18 protein-coding genes and 1 other annotated feature are annotated in these 14,946 nt (G+C 42.9%); of the genes, 16 read left to right on the top strand and 2 right to left on the bottom strand.

What is annotated here, in order from left to right:
• The first annotated feature begins 14 nt into the window (after nucleotides 1-14).
• The 13 genes from mreC (at nucleotide 15) to pheA (ending at nucleotide 9,510) form a co-directional block, all read left to right on the top strand.
• Nucleotides 15-914 (top strand): rod shape-determining protein MreC, encoded by a 900-nt coding sequence (mreC, locus tag ASE42_RS15705; RefSeq protein ID WP_024423163.1) that lies wholly within the window; start codon nucleotides 15-17, stop codon nucleotides 912-914.
• A complete protein-coding gene (mreD, locus tag ASE42_RS15700) occupies nucleotides 911-1,429 on the top strand; it encodes a rod shape-determining protein MreD (RefSeq protein WP_024423162.1) in 519 nt (172 codons plus the stop codon). Before mreC ends, mreD begins: the two co-directional genes overlap by 4 nt.
• A 54-nt stretch (nucleotides 1,430-1,483) precedes the next feature.
• The gene (minC, locus tag ASE42_RS15695) at nucleotides 1,484-2,167 is read left to right on the top strand and encodes a septum site-determining protein MinC (RefSeq protein ID WP_024423161.1); all 684 of its coding nucleotides are present in this window, start codon (nucleotides 1,484-1,486) and stop codon (nucleotides 2,165-2,167) included.
• 2 nt (nucleotides 2,168-2,169) lie between these two features.
• Nucleotides 2,170-2,973, top strand: a complete 804-nt coding sequence (gene minD, locus ASE42_RS15690; protein ID WP_017358134.1) for a septum site-determining protein MinD — start codon at nucleotides 2,170-2,172, stop codon at nucleotides 2,971-2,973.
• 219 nt (nucleotides 2,974-3,192) lie between these two features.
• Nucleotides 3,193-3,984, top strand: coding sequence for a M23 family metallopeptidase (locus ASE42_RS15685; protein WP_034621125.1), 792 nt, complete (start codon nucleotides 3,193-3,195; stop codon nucleotides 3,982-3,984).
• Entirely contained in the window at nucleotides 3,977-4,846 is an 870-nt protein-coding gene (locus ASE42_RS15680; RefSeq protein ID WP_024423159.1) for a M50 family metallopeptidase, read from the top strand. Before ASE42_RS15685 ends, ASE42_RS15680 begins: the two co-directional genes overlap by 8 nt.
• 66 nt (nucleotides 4,847-4,912) lie before the next feature.
• Nucleotides 4,913-4,985, top strand: a sequence feature (ribosomal protein L21 leader region).
• 12 nt (nucleotides 4,986-4,997) lie between these two features.
• Nucleotides 4,998-5,306, top strand: coding sequence for a 50S ribosomal protein L21 (rplU, locus tag ASE42_RS15675; protein ID WP_003216781.1), 309 nt, complete (start codon nucleotides 4,998-5,000; stop codon nucleotides 5,304-5,306).
• Nucleotides 5,307-5,320: 14 nt separating this feature from the next.
• Nucleotides 5,321-5,659 carry a ribosomal-processing cysteine protease Prp gene (locus ASE42_RS15670; protein WP_034279847.1) on the top strand — a complete coding sequence of 113 codons (339 nt, stop codon included), beginning with the start codon at nucleotides 5,321-5,323 and terminating at the stop codon, nucleotides 5,657-5,659.
• A 12-nt stretch (nucleotides 5,660-5,671) separates the two neighbouring features.
• Nucleotides 5,672-5,956, top strand: coding sequence for a 50S ribosomal protein L27 (gene rpmA / locus ASE42_RS15665; RefSeq protein WP_003216586.1), 285 nt, complete (start codon nucleotides 5,672-5,674; stop codon nucleotides 5,954-5,956).
• Between the two features lie 256 nt (nucleotides 5,957-6,212).
• Nucleotides 6,213-6,806, top strand: a complete 594-nt coding sequence (locus tag ASE42_RS15660; protein ID WP_024423157.1) for a sporulation initiation phosphotransferase B — start codon at nucleotides 6,213-6,215, stop codon at nucleotides 6,804-6,806.
• 21 nt (nucleotides 6,807-6,827) lie between these two features.
• A complete protein-coding gene (gene obgE / locus ASE42_RS15655) occupies nucleotides 6,828-8,114 on the top strand; it encodes a GTPase ObgE (protein WP_024423156.1) in 1,287 nt (428 codons plus the stop codon).
• A gap of 55 nt (nucleotides 8,115-8,169) precedes the next feature.
• Complete coding sequence (locus ASE42_RS15650; protein ID WP_008342790.1) at nucleotides 8,170-8,613, top strand: ACT domain-containing protein; 444 nt, start codon at nucleotides 8,170-8,172, stop codon at nucleotides 8,611-8,613.
• A gap of 18 nt (nucleotides 8,614-8,631) precedes the next feature.
• Complete coding sequence (gene pheA / locus ASE42_RS15645) at nucleotides 8,632-9,510, top strand: prephenate dehydratase (RefSeq protein ID WP_056768011.1); 879 nt, start codon at nucleotides 8,632-8,634, stop codon at nucleotides 9,508-9,510.
• A 24-nt stretch (nucleotides 9,511-9,534) separates the two neighbouring features.
• On the opposite strand, the gene ASE42_RS15640 is transcribed toward pheA, so the two are convergent.
• Together ASE42_RS15640 and ASE42_RS15635 are read right to left on the bottom strand one after the other, a co-directional pair.
• Complete coding sequence (locus ASE42_RS15640; RefSeq protein WP_024423154.1) at nucleotides 9,535-10,077, bottom strand: transcription repressor NadR; 543 nt, start codon at nucleotides 10,075-10,077, stop codon at nucleotides 9,535-9,537.
• Between the two features lie 3 nt (nucleotides 10,078-10,080).
• Nucleotides 10,081-11,223 (bottom strand): IscS subfamily cysteine desulfurase, encoded by a 1,143-nt coding sequence (locus ASE42_RS15635; protein ID WP_200956600.1) that lies wholly within the window; start codon nucleotides 11,221-11,223, stop codon nucleotides 10,081-10,083.
• A gap of 97 nt (nucleotides 11,224-11,320) precedes the next feature.
• Here ASE42_RS15635 and nadB point away from each other — a divergent pair, with 97 nt between their 5' ends.
• From nadB to nadA, 3 genes are read left to right on the top strand one after another with little or no spacing between them, the layout of a single operon-like run.
• Complete coding sequence (nadB, locus tag ASE42_RS15630) at nucleotides 11,321-12,892, top strand: L-aspartate oxidase (RefSeq protein WP_082580790.1); 1,572 nt, start codon at nucleotides 11,321-11,323, stop codon at nucleotides 12,890-12,892.
• Nucleotides 12,874-13,737, top strand: coding sequence for a carboxylating nicotinate-nucleotide diphosphorylase (gene nadC, locus ASE42_RS15625; RefSeq protein WP_056768004.1), 864 nt, complete (start codon nucleotides 12,874-12,876; stop codon nucleotides 13,735-13,737). The genes nadB and nadC overlap by 19 nt, the downstream gene beginning before the upstream one ends.
• Complete coding sequence (gene nadA, locus ASE42_RS15620) at nucleotides 13,724-14,833, top strand: quinolinate synthase NadA (protein WP_056768000.1); 1,110 nt, start codon at nucleotides 13,724-13,726, stop codon at nucleotides 14,831-14,833. Before nadC ends, nadA begins: the two co-directional genes overlap by 14 nt.
• Nucleotides 14,834-14,946: the final 113 nt, after the last annotated feature.

Genomic DNA, 14,946 nt, shown 5'->3' with positions numbered 1-14,946 from the left:
AAGAGGTGTAAGACATGCCGCAGTTTTTTATGAATAAAAGATTAATGTTGCTCCTTGTCTGTGTCATCGTACTGGTGGCCATGATTGGTTTTTCAGTGAAAAGCGGCAGAGGTGCTTCATGGCCGGAAAAATTAGTGGGGGATACGACAGGCTTTTTTCAAGGTGTCTTTCATAAACCATCACAATTTATTGCCGGTATTTATGGGAACGTACAAGATTTAAAGAACACATATGATGAAAACGAGCGTCTTCGAAAAAAACTTGATGGACAAACTCAATATGAGGCGAAACTTCAAGAACTAGAAGATGAGAACAAAAAGCTTCGCAAACAGCTTGGCTATGTGAACTCTATTCGTGACTACACGCCAATTCTATCAACTGTTATCGCAAGAAATCCTTCTCTTTGGGATAGCTTTGTGATGATTGATAAAGGGAAAAAACAAGGCGTGGAAAAAGATATGGCAGTCACAAATGAAAGTGGCGCATTAATTGGGAAGATTGAAAGTGATAAGCTCAACAATTTTACTTCGACTGTAAGATTGCTAAGCTCTACTGACCAAAATAATAGAATTTCAACGAAAATTTTTGCGAAAAAGGGCAAAGAAGAACTCAATGGAATCATTAACGGTTATGACAGCAAGAAAAAAATGCTGACTATGAATATTCTGAAATCCGATGCAGATGGGGATGTCAAAAAAGGAGATCTTGTTGAAACATCTGGAGCAGGGGGCGTATTCCCGCAAGGCTTAACGATTGGTAAGGTAAGTGAAATCGAGCCAGACCATTACGGCCTGACAAAGATCATTTACGTAGAACCAGCGGCTGAACTCAACAATTTAGACCGTGTGATTGTGGTGAATCGCAGCACAAGTACAGCAGATGCATCTGAATTGACGAAGGAGGAAGGCTCGTGAAACGTGTCCTTCTTGCTTTCGTCATGTTGTTTATCTTCGTATTTGACAGCATTTTTGTTGATTTAGTGAAGCTCCCATTTGTTTCAGAGAATCAAATTTTAGCTCCTCATTTCATTTTACTCGCACTTGTATTTATGACTGCTTTTGTGAATCAAAAATATGGTGTGATTTACGGATTTATCTTTGGACTTTTATATGATATTTCATATACAGGCATACTTGGTGTTCATATGTTTGGCTTTGGGGCGCTTTGCTATTTGTTAGCAAAAGCCTTTAAAGTTCTGCAAACGAATATGTTAGTCGTTGTCTTTCTGTCGATTATTGCTGTTTCCGTGATGGAGTTTTATGTATACGGCGTTCAAGCGACAATTCAACCAGGGATTATGCCGTTTAATACGTATGTCATCGAACGCTTTATTCCAACGATTCTTTTAAATACTGCTGCGTCTCTCATACTTGTTGTGCCGTTTAGGCTCTTTTTCACCCACGTGAAACAAGGACTGATCGACGAATAAAAGCAGGAGTTTGTCCAATTACGGCGAAATGAGTATGTTGTTGAGGTGAGCATCTTGAAAACTCAAAAACAGCAATATGTGACGATAAAAGGTACAAAAAACGGATTAACATTACAGTTAAATGATGACTGTTCGTTTGATGACCTTCTTTCCGGCTTGCGAGAGGTTCTATTACTTGAGCAATATACAGATGGAAGAGAAGGACATAAGGTCAATGTGCATATTAAGCTTGGTTTTCGGTATTTAACAGAGGATCAGGAGACGCGTTTGACTGAAGCGGTGTCTGAAAATGAACATCTCGTCATCCACTCCATTGAAAGTGAAGTCATGTCAACTGAAGAGGCGAGACGATTAAAAGCAGAGGCTGAAATTACATCTGTAGCAAAAATTGTGCGCTCTGGACAGGTGCTGCATGTCGAAGGAGATCTTTTATTAATAGGAGATGTCAATCCTGGCGGAACGATTCGCGCAGGAGGAAATATTTTTGTGCTTGGCGCTTTAAAAGGTGTGGCGCATGCTGGATGTAATGGCAACAAACAGGCTGTTATTGCGGCATCTCATATGATTCCAACACAGCTTCGCATCGCACAAGTTTTTAACCGCGCGCCAGACCAAAAAGAAGATGGAAATGAAATGGAATGTGCTTATTTAGATATAGATGGCAATATGATCATTGAACGCCTGCAGCAATTGGCTCATATAAGACCTAATCTGACAAGGCTTGAGGGAGGAATGTGAAATTGGGCGAGGCTATTGTGATTACCTCAGGAAAAGGCGGCGTTGGCAAAACAACAACATCTGCAAACTTAGGCACAGCACTAGCAATTCAAGGGAAAAAAGTGTGTCTAGTTGATACCGATATCGGCCTTCGGAATCTGGATGTCGTGATGGGGCTAGAAAACCGCATTATTTATGATCTAGTCGATGTAGTAGAAGGAAGATGCAAAATTCATCAAGCGCTTGTAAAAGATAAGCGTTTCGAGGATCTTTTGTATCTTTTACCTGCTGCTCAAACAAGTGATAAAACGGCTGTAGAGCCGGAACAGATCAAAGAATTAATTCAATCATTGAAACAAGACTTTGATTATGTTGTTATTGACTGCCCTGCTGGAATTGAGCAAGGCTTTAAAAATGCTGTATCCGGTGCAGACAAGGCCATTGTCGTGACGACGCCTGAAATCTCAGCTGTGAGAGATGCGGACCGAATCATCGGTTTGTTAGAACAAGAAGATATCGAACCGCCTCGTTTGATTGTCAATCGTATTCGTACACACATGGCGAAAAATGGCGATTCAATGGATGTAGATGAAGTGGTACATCACTTATCGATTGATCTACTTGGCATTGTAGCGGATGATGATGATGTGATTAAGGCTTCAAACAATGGTGAACCGATTGTTATGGATGCTAAAAACAAAGTATCGATTGCCTATCGCAATATTGCCCGCCGCGTACTAGGCGAATCTGTTCCGCTTCAATCTTTTGAAGAAGAAAACAAGGGAATGTTTGCAAAGCTCAAAGCATTTTTTGGTGTAAGAGCATAATCACTGAACCGTGATAGAAAACCTTTGCAGTCTAGGAAAGACGGCTACCTTTACGAAGCGAATTTGACATTCGTGAGTACCGGAGCGCAGACCTGACACCGAATGCGAGGGTTTGTCTGCACGCTGAGACCGATTCGATGAGAATCGGTCTTTTTGTTGCATATCAGATGGGGTTGTCACATAAAATGTACAAACTGTTTGTATGTAAAGGGTGATCTCATGAAAAGAGTGGACGAGTACCGAAAGAAAATCGCGCAGCGCCGCAAAATGATGCAGCCAGCTGCTCCCCCTAAGAAGACGGCTTTCAAGAAAAAAGAAGATATCCCGCCATGGGTTATGCTGACAGAGGAAGAAAAGCATTCTGGCTCGACCTCCTATGAATCGGCGTCCCATCAGCCAAAGAAATATCGTCATCCCTTATTTAACCCGAATACCTTTGTGCTTAAATGCTTATTATCAGCGTCCCTTGTTTTGATTGCAGCCATTTCATTTAAAGGTCAGACAGGTCCGTTTCAACAGCTGAAGCCGATGATTACTCAGACTTTTGAGCAAGATTTTCAATTTGCTGCTGCTAACCGCTGGTTTGAAAAAACAGTTGGACATCCGCTGGCTTTTTTAACAGAGAAAAAAGATGGCCAAAAGGACGTACAAGCGAATCAAGAACTAGCTGTTCCTGCCTCTGGTAAAGTGCAGGAATCCTTTACGCAAAATGGAGCAGGTGTCAAAGTGGAGACATCCGCTGAAGCCATTGATAGTATGAAGGAAGGCTATGTGGTCGAGGTGAAAAAACAAAGCGATACAGGGCTTACCGTTGTAGTGCAGCATGCAGATAACAGCTATAGCTGGTACGGTCAATTAAAGAAAGCCGATGTGGCCTTATACGATTTTGTCGATAAGGGTGAAAAAATTGGCCAGATTTCGCTTGATGATCAAGGGAAGGGCACGTATTACTTTGCCATTAAGCAAAATGAACAATTTATCGATCCTATTCAGGTGATGACCTTTGAATAGATGGCTGCTCATGCTGACGAAAATTCACATCCATCCGCTGCTGTGGATTGTGATGGCGTTTGCGATTCTGTCAGGTCAAATCAAGCCGCTGCTTTGTCTGCTCGTGATTGTTTGTGTCCATGAACTTGGACATGCAGCGGCTGCCTGCTATTATCATTGGCGCATTCGGCGGATTTTTTTACTGCCATTTGGCGGAACGGTGGAAGTAGAGGAACATGGGAACCGTCCGTTAAAAGAAGAGCTGGCGGTCATTTTGTGCGGGCCGCTTCAGCATGTACCGCTCCAGCTCATGGCATGGCTTTTCATGGAGGCTTCTCTTATCTCGCACGATGTCTTTACCATGTTTACCTTTTATAATATGGCGATTTTCCTTGTGAATCTTTTGCCCGTTTGGCCGCTTGATGGCGGAAAATTATTCTTTTTGCTCTTATCTGTTTTTTACCCTTTCCAACGCGCACATGCCCTAGCAATAAAAGGCTCACTTGTCTTTTTCGGTCTATTGACAGGAGGGTTACTTTTATTTGCACCGCTGCAATTCAATGGCTGGGTGCTGCTTACTTTTTTAGCTTATTCACTCGTGATGGAACACAGGCAGCGGCATTACGTCAGGGTTCGCTTCTTACTAGAACGGTATTACGGTAAAAAAGAGCAGAAGGTAGAAAAACTGATTCCGCTGAGAGCAAGTGCAGAGGAAAAAGTATACGAAGTGATGGCACGATTTCAAAGGGGCTGCAAGCATCCGATTATTATTGAAAGAGATGGCGTGAAGATGAGCCAGCTTGATGAAAATGAACTGCTCCATGCGTATTTTTCAGATCGCAGAACCACCTCCTCAATGGAAGAGCTTCTTTTACCGTACTAATAGTGAAAATACATTGACATTCTGCGTCTAGTTTGATATATTTTTTAATGTTATGGATATGTAGCACCCGTGCTACAACCGCGCGGAGCAGGTGTAAAGTGCCTATGGCCCCCTGTATTCGGCGAGTCTGAGTTTATTAGGAGGTGCAGAGATGTACGCAATTATCGAAACTGGTGGTAAACAAGTAAAAGTTGAAGAAGGTCAAACTGTTTATGTTGAAAAACTAGCTGCTGAAGCAGGTGAAACAGTAACTTTCGAAAACGTATTGTTTGTCGGCGGAGACACTGTCAAAGTGGGTAACCCTTCAGTTGCTGGAGCAACAGTAACGGCTAAAGTTGAAAAACAAGGTCGCGGTAAGAAAATTACTGTGTTCAAGTACAAACCGAAGAAAAACAACCACAAGAAACAAGGTCATCGTCAACCTTACACTAAAGTTGTTATCGAAAAAATCAACGCTTAAGGCGTGTGAGTGATATGATCAAAGCAACCATTACTCGGTCATCAGCAGATGAAAGCATTACGTCTTTTCAGATGACTGGACATGCCGAGTTTGCTGAAAAAGGTCAGGATCTCGTTTGTGCAGGTGTATCTGCTGTTGTTTTCGGCTCAGTCAATTCAATTATTGCACTGACAGGATTAGACCCACTGCTTGATATTGGTGAAGAAGGCGGCTACTTCTCTTTTGAACTGCCGGCTGATACAGATCCAGTATCCTTTGAAAAAGCCCAGCTGCTTTTAGAAGGCATGGTCGTTTCCTTAGAGACAATTGAACGAGATTATCACGATTATGTGAGAATATCAACAAAAAAATAGGAGGTGAACTTCATGCTTAGATTAGATCTTCAATTTTTCGCATCTAAAAAAGGGGTAGGTTCTACAAAGAACGGACGTGACTCTGAGTCTAAACGTTTAGGCGCTAAACGTGCTGATGGTCAATTCGTAACTGGTGGTTCTATCCTTTATCGTCAACGTGGAACGAAAATCTATCCAGGTGAAAACGTTGGACGCGGAGGCGACGACACTCTTTTCGCTAAAATCGACGGAACAGTTAAATTCGAACGTTTCGGTCGTGACCGTAAAAAAGTGAGCGTATATCCTGCGGCACAATAATTGCTAAAAACTCCGGTCATTGACTGGAGTTTTTTCACTTTTTACAAGCAGTACCGAAGATGATAAAAGAAGATGCACTCCATAAATATCAAAGAACGTTTGCTGACTTTGCCTCATTTTCTCCTATACGATCAGAAAAAACAACCTTTCCTCACATAACTAGTGTTTTTCTATGCTGTCTTCTCTGTTATAATTCAGGGAGACATATTGATGATAAGACTCCTAAAAGAGAGACCAAACGATTGGGAGTGCGATAATGGAAGAGATACCAAGTAAAGAAAATGAAAAATTAACTCACGTTGCATTAACAAATGAGTTGATCTATCTGCTCAGTCGTTCCAGACACGACTGGATGAATAAATTACAGCTGATCAAAGGCAACTTGACATTAGAAAAATATGACCGCGTGTTTGAAATTATAGAAGAAATGGTCATTGAAGCACAGCATGAATCCAAACTCTCAAATTTAAAAATTCCCCAATTGGCCTATTACTTTCTAACATTTAATTGGGAGTCGCATTTTATCACCTTAGAATATGAAGTGCTTGGTGAAACCCGAGACTTATCAGCATATGAATCGCAGCTGCTAACGGTATCACAGGAGTTGTTTTCGATATTCGATCAATCAGTTTGCCAAAAAACTGAAAATCATTTAACGGTCACTTTCCAAACAGATCATGAAGAAAATGATGTGATCTTATATTTTGATTTCAAAGGAAAATTAACAAGTTTGGATGCGTTAAATGCGTTTCATGACGCAAACTATCCATGTATGAGTATAACGCAATTTCATGTGACGCCTCATGAGTCCATGATTGAGCTTTGTTTGAGGCAAGAACGAGATATGTGATGCAGAGAAACGGAGGAAGTTATGTTTGTAGATCAGGTTAAAGTGTATGTTAAAGGCGGTGACGGCGGAAACGGTATGGTGGCGTTCCGTCGTGAAAAATATGTACCAAAGGGCGGCCCAGCAGGCGGCGACGGCGGAAATGGTGCAGATGTTGTATTTGAAGTAGACGAAGGACTTAGAACGTTAATGGACTTTCGTTATAAGCGCCATTTCAAGGCTGACCGCGGCGAGCACGGAATGAGTAAAAACCAGCACGGCCGAAATGCGGAAGAAATGATTGTCAAAGTTCCGCCGGGTACGGTTGTGACAGATGCAGAGACGGAACAAGTACTAGCTGACTTGACAGAGCATGGGCAGCGGGCTGTAATTGCCAAAGGCGGACGTGGCGGACGTGGGAATTCACGCTTCGCAACACCAGCAAACCCTGCACCACAGCTGTCTGAAAACGGTGAGCCAGGTAAAGAACGTGACGTCATCTTAGAATTAAAAGTACTTGCAGATGTTGGACTTGTTGGTTTCCCAAGTGTCGGGAAGTCAACGCTGCTCTCGATTGTCTCTTCTGCGAAACCAAAAATTGCGGATTATCATTTTACAACGCTTGTACCGAACCTCGGGGTTGTTGAAACAGACGATAACCGAAGCTTTGTTATGGCGGATCTGCCAGGACTGATCGAAGGAGCGCATGAAGGCGTTGGCTTAGGTCATCAATTTTTACGTCATATTGAGCGTACACGTGTCATTGTCCATGTCATTGATATGTCTGGACTTGAAGGGCGTGACCCATACGAAGACTACGTGACGATTAATGAAGAGCTTGAGCAGTACAATATGAGATTGACAGAGCGTCCGCAAATCATTGTTGCGAACAAAATGGACATGCCAGATGCAGCTGACAATCTAGAGGCATTTAAAGAAAAATTAACGGATGACTATAAAGTGTTCCCGATTAGTGCGATCACAAGAGAAGGGCTTCGTGAGCTCTTATTTGAAATCGCCAATCAGCTTGAAACAACACCGGAATTCCCGCTCTATAATGAAGAGGAGCTGTCGGATAACCGCGTGATGTACAGGTTTGATGAAGGCGATGCACCATTTGAGATCTCTAGAGATCCTGATGGCACATTTGTCTTAACGGGTAAAGCACTTGAGCGTCTGTTTAAGATGACAGACTTCTCAAGAGATGAATCTGTTAAACGATTCTCTAGACAGCTGCGTGGAATGGGTGTCGATGATGCCTTGCGTGAGCGTGGAGCAAAAGATGGCGACATCATTCGTCTGCTTGAATTTGAATTCGAATTTATTGATTGATCAAAAGGAGGGTCCAGACCATGGGCTCTCCCGTTTTTAAAAGGGGAGAAAACAGGTGAAAGAAGAAACGTTCTATTTAGTAAGAGAGGATGTACTTCCAGATGCGATGCGAAAAACGCTTGAAGTCAAAAAGCTTCTCGATCGCAAAAAAGCGGATTCAGTTGCCGATGCTGTTCAAAAAGCGGATTTAAGCCGCAGTGCTTTTTATAAATACCGAGATGCTGTTTTTCCATTTTATACAATGGTGAAAGAGCAGATCATCACATTGTTTTTCCACCTTGAGGACCGGTCTGGGGCTTTATCAAGACTGCTTCAAATTGTGGCTGACTCTGGCTGTAATGTGTTATCCATTCACCAAACGATTCCGCTGCAAGGAAGAGCGAATGTCACCTTATCAATTAGTACAGCTGGTATGGCAGATGATATCAACACCGTCATGAATCAATTAAGAAAGCTTGAATTTGTCGAAAAAGTCGAAATTCTAGGTTCTGGGGCGTAAAAGGAGAGATCATAGCAGATGAAGCAATTAACTGTAGGTTATTTTGGACCAGAGGCAACATTTACTCATTTGGCCGTATGCTCTTGTTTTCCAAAAGATGCGGTGCAGCGTGCCTATGCAACGATTCCGCAATGTATGGATGCTGTGTCAAAAGGCGAAGTCGATTTGGCGGTCGTTCCACTTGAAAATGCACTCGAAGGCTCTGTGAACTTAACGATTGATTATTTAATTCATGAAGAAGCGCTGTCCATTGTGGGGGAGATGACAGCACCAATTCGGCAGCATTTGCTTGTCCACCCAGCAAGAGCGGAGAGCTGGGAGACGTTAGATGTCATTCAATCGCATCCTCACGCGATTGCCCAGTGTCATCAATTTCTGAAAAAGCAGTACCCTCATATTCCTCATCGGCCAGTGGAGTCAACTGGCTATGCAGCAAAATACATCAGTGAGCATCCAGACGAAGCTGTCGGGGCTATTGCCAATGAAATTGCCGCAAAAACGTATGGTTTGACGATTGCAAAAAAAGACATTCATGATTATCCGCACAACCATACACGCTTTGTGATTTTACATAAAGATCCTAACGCATCGTTCCCAATGAATTCTGGTTTCTCATCAAAGCCAAAAACGACCATTGTGGTCAGTCTGCCTAAGGATGACCAATCAGGCGCATTGCACCGCGTGCTGTCTGCTTTTTCTTGGCGGAATCTTAACTTGTCAAAAATTGAATCTCGTCCGACAAAAACAGGTCTTGGACATTATTTATTTATTATTGACATTGAAAAAGAAATGGATGATGTCCTCGTCCCTGGTGCGATTCAAGAATTAGAAGCGATTGGCTGTGAGGTCAAGCTGCTTGGCAGCTATCAAACATATGAATTAACGAATGAAAAATAGTGTCCCGTGCAGGACACTATTTTTTTAGTCTTTTATTAAAAACCCAGCATCATCCAGCGCTTGAATGGCTTGGTCAAGCTGCTTTTGGCTGTAAGAAGTGAGAGTATGCAGATGCACGCCGTCTGTTAGTTCTGACAAGTAGGACGCGCCGGTGTTAGAAATATGATGGACAAAATCAGCAACTTGTTTCCGTGTACTGACGCGAATAGAGGCCGTTAGTTCACCATAAACAGGGTGTTCAATGATCACATCTTTCACTGTCACTCCAAAGTCTACAATCAAGGTCAGTTCCTCTTCTGTACGAGCAGGATCATGTTTGCAGGCAATGATTTGTTCAATTTCTCTTTCTGGCGCATGCTGCGCTGCCATATACACATAGCCTTGGCTTGTGGCAATAATGGGTTCGTTTTTTGCTTTTAATAATGAAATATCTTGTACAATGACTTGCCGAGAGACAGCCGCCTTTTTAGCTAAAAAGCTTCCAGTAAGCGGTGTGTCTGTTTCTTTCAGCCACTCTAAAATGGCGTTTCTTCTTTCTTCGCCAATGAGTTTCCTCTCTTGCTCCACGTCCTAAGCTCCCTTCTTCTCCTTTTGCAAATGCTCAAATGTATGCAAAAGCTGATCGATGTCATCTTTTGATGACTGATATCCAAATGATAGTCGAATAAATTGTAGGGCATCACGATCTGATACACGCAATGCCTTCACAGCAGGGGAAGGATGGTGATAACCGGAAGCACATGCGCTTCCAGTAGATAGACAAATCCCATGCCGGTTACATGCTAACATTACATATTGTCCTTCAAACCCTTCAAAAAAACAACCAATAATATGAGGAAGCGTGCGGCGATTGTCATTGTCCTGAAGCGTACGAACTGGCAGCTGTCTTATTTTTAACTGCTGAAGAAAATAATCACGCAGCTGCTTATCTAATTTTTGCTGTTCATCCAGCCTAAGCATCGCTTGTTCACTTGCGGCAGCAAAAGCACCGATACATGGAACGTTTACTGTCCCTGGACGTAAGCCATTTTCCTGAACTGCTCCTGTATATAAAGGTTTCCAAGAAACATGAGCGCCCATATAAACGGCACCAGCGCCTTTAGGAGCATACACTTTATGACTTGAGATGGACACAGCATCGACTCCAAGTTCTTTGATGGACACACGAATCTTTCCAAATGTTTGCACAGCATCTGTATGAAAAAGAATGTTCCTTTCTTTTAAAAGAGGCGCTAATTCAGCAAGCGGCTGGATAATTCCTGTTTCTGAATTAGCATGCTGAATAGATACTAGTCCTGTTTCAGGCAATAATGCTTTTTTGAGAATGTCCTTTGTTATGATTCCATCCTGATTCGGTTCAATGATCGTGACTTTTACACCAAGACGCTCTAAGCTGCTAACTGCATAATGAACAGAAGGATGCTCAACTGAAGTTGTGATCACATGCTGTTGATGTGCTGGCAGTCCATTGATGATCGATTGAATCGCAAGGAGATTGGATTCAGTTCCACCGCTTGTAAAATAGATCCCATCCGGTTCACCCTCGATCATGGCAGCGAGTGATTGTCTGCTGTAAGTCAATATGTCATTTGCTTTTCCCCCAGCATCATGAAGGCTGCTTGCGTTTCCGTAGAAATTTTTGCTTAGCTGTTCAAAAACATGCAGCGCTTCCTCTGAAACAGGTGTAGAAGCTGCGTAATCTAAATAAACCAACCCATCCATCTCCCGTGTGAAAATTTTTTCTTGTATTTATTTTAGTGTTGTGTAATGATATGTGTCAAGACAGGTGTAAATGACAGGAGGGGCGAGGGTGTCATCAATCAAAAAAGTTATTGTGGTGGGGTCAGGCATTGCAGCGCTTTCCTTTGCAAAAACCATTTCGAAAAGCTGCCAGGTCATCATGATGACAAAAAAACAATGTTCATCTAGTAATTCCATGCTGGCACAAGGAGGAATCGCTGCTGCCTTTTCAGCACATGATTCAGCTGAGCAGCATGTGCAAGATACACTAGCTGCCGGCTGTGATCACAATGATGAAAGAACCGTACAAGAAATCGTTAGACTTGGAAAACACCTTGTGGAGCAGCTCGTAGCAGAAGGCTGTCCATTTGATCAAGATGAGGCAGGAGAGCCGCAATTAGGCAAAGAGGGAGCACATACCACTCATCGCATCTTGCATGCAGGAGGAGATCAATCAGGTAAAACCCTTGTACAGTTTCTGAAAAGTCAGCTCGGCTCACATATTCATTTATACGAATATCATCATGTCATTGATCTATTGATTCATGAAGGGACATGTACGGGTGTTGTATGGAAAGACGAGACAGGACACGTACATACGATGACCGCAGATGCCGTTGTTTTATCAACTGGCGGCTGCGGCTCCCTGTATGAGACAAACACAAATGATCCTTCTATAACAGGAGACGGACTGATGATGGCCTATCGAGCCGGGGCACAATTAGTGGATCTCGAATTTGTTCAATTCCATCCAACTCTTTTAACAATCGCTGGAAAAGCAGTTGGCCTCATTTCAGAGGCAGTACGGGGAGAGGGAGCTTATTTAGAAGATGAAACAGGCAGGCGGATCATGAAAGGTATTCACCCACAAGCTGATTTAGCACCTAGAGATGTGGTCGCTAGAGCTATTTTTCATGAGCAGCAATTAGGTCATCAATTGTATCTTAACATCCATGATATCCCGCATTTTTCAGCTCGTTTTCCCGCCATAGCTCAGATGTGCCAGCGTGCAGGCGTTGATATGGAAAGCGGCAGGCTGCCAATTTCCCCCGGTATGCACTTTTTAATGGGCGGCATCAGCGTCAATGAATATGGAGAAACGACTGTTCCAGCGCTATTTGCCATTGGAGAAGCGGCCTGTACTGGCTTACACGGTGCGAATCGATTGGCGAGTAATTCTCTTCTGGAAGGTCTCGTGTTAGGCAGCAAAGCGGCACAGAGAATTGAACAACTGCCTAAACAGAAAGAAACAAGTCCACCTTTTTCCATTCAAGAAATATGGATGGTCCCAATGATTTCAACATCTCAACTGAGACAATGGATGACCACATTTGCGGCCATTGTGAGAGATGAAAAAGGCTTGCAGACTTTACTCCATTCGTTACAACGTGTCAATTTTCAGCAAATTAATGTGAAGGATATCACAAATGAACAGATCGAATTAAGCAATCAATGGGCATTGGCGGTTTGCCTTGCCAAATCTGCATTACTCCGTACAGAAAGCAGAGGCGGCCATTATCGAATGGATTATCCAGAGCGGAGCGACGCGTTGTGGCAGGGCAGGCAGATTGTTCATGAAAAAGGTCAAATTCATATCATGAAAAATGAAAGGATCGGTGCCAAATGGAACGTTTACAGTTAAAACAAATGCTCACTCATTTTTTTACAGAAGATATTGGCTTTGGAGATGTATCAGCAGATGCCATCTTTGGAGACAAGAAGAGAACAGCTTTTATCATTGCGAAACAATCTGGTGTATTGGCAGGATCACAAGTGATTGATCTAGGGTACGGCCTGTTGAATGAACAGATTCAAACGGAGCTGTATTTTCAAGAAGGTGATTGGATTCATTCAGGCGCTGTACTGGCGAAAATAAAGGGCCCAGTTAACGACTTATTAAAGGGAGAGAGGGTCATTTTAAATCTTTTGCAGCGAATGACAGGTATCGCCACCTTAACACATGAGGCGGTGCAGCGATTAGGCGACCCGTCTATTACGATTTGTGATACGAGAAAAACGACACCCGGCCTGCGTATGTTAGAGAAATACGCAGTGAAGACAGGCGGTGGAAAGAATCATCGCTTTGGCTTATCGGATGGGGTGATGATTAAAGATAATCATATTGCCGCATGCGGTTCTATTCGTGAAGCTGTAGAGAAAGCAAGAGCATATGCCGGTCATATGGTGAAAATTGAAGTGGAAATTGAATCAGAAACGCAGCTTATAGAAGCCATTGATGCAAAAGCGGATGTCATTATGTTTGATAACTGCTCTCCGGACGAGGTGAAACGTTTTAAACAAATGACACCAGAGTCCATTCTGACAGAGGCTTCAGGAGGCATCACGCTAGAGACATTGCCAAGCTACAGGGGCACAGGAGTCGACCTTATTTCACTTGGCTTTCTGACACATTCTGCTCCAGCATTTGATTTTAGTATGAATATGGAATTCAGTCATAAAGGGGGAACAACTCATGTCCATGCTTAATGTATTAGCCAATCAACATGCAGTCATGATGCCAGATGAATATAAACACCGCTCTGATGATGAGATGAAGCAGCGAGTGTTAGACATTAAGCGGGCTTTTGGCTCAAAGCTTTTTATACCAGGCCACCATTATCAAAAGGATGAGGTCATTGAATTTGCAGATGCAACAGGAGATTCATTGCAGCTGGCACAAATAGCGGCTGACAATCACGAGGCTGAATACATTGTATTCTGCGGTGTTCATTTTATGGCAGAAACGGCAGATATGCTGTCAAACAAGAATCAGAGCGTTGTATTGCCAGATATGAGGGCAGGCTGTTCCATGGCAGATATGGCGAACATGAAACAAACAGACAGAGCATGGGAGCAGCTCACTAATTTGTTTGGGGATACAATACTTCCGCTTACGTATGTCAATTCAACAGCAGACATTAAAGCATTTGTTGGCAAACATGGCGGGGCAACAGTGACTTCATCAAATGCTAAAAAAGTACTCGAGTGGGCGCTGACACAAAAAGAGCGGATTCTATTTCTCCCTGATCAGCACCTAGGGCGTAATACAGCATTTGATTTAGGGATTCCTCTAGAAGAAATGGCTGTGTGGGATCAGATAGAAGAAAAGCTTATCACCGATCAGCCGCTTTCCCGGATCAAGATGATTTTATGGAAAGGCCATTGCTCCGTACATGAGAAGTTTACCGTTCGGAATATAGAAGACATGAGAAAAAAAGACCGTGACATTCAAATTCTTGTCCATCCTGAATGCACGCATGAGGTCGTAAGGGCTTCTGACCTAGCAGGTTCAACGAAATTTATTATTGATACGATCAAACAGGCGCCAGCAGGAAGCAAATGGGCGATTGGAACAGAGATGAATTTAGTCAAACGGATCATAGCGCAGCACCCAGATAAACAAATTGAATCCCTTAACCCAGATATGTGTCCATGTTTGACTATGAACCGGATTGATCTGCCTCATTTGTTATGGTCACTGGAAAGCATTGAGAAGGGTCAGCCGGCCGGGTTGATACAGGTCAATGAAGACATCACGAAAGACGCTTTGCTTGCACTCGAGAAAATGCTCGCCATTAAATAATGAATCAGCCCCTCCTATCAGAAAACAAGTTTTTATCATATCGGCTTGTAAATAGGCATAAATTTATGTTGAAACATATTGTACTTCTGACATAACCGTTACGTTCACGTTTT

The sequence above is a fragment of the Bacillus sp. Root920 genome (assembly GCF_001429445.1).
GTDB lineage: Bacteria > Bacillota > Bacilli > Bacillales > Bacillaceae > Bacillus > Bacillus safensis.
Note: the sequence above shows the minus strand (reverse complement) of the source record. Positions and strands in the feature narration are given on the sequence as shown.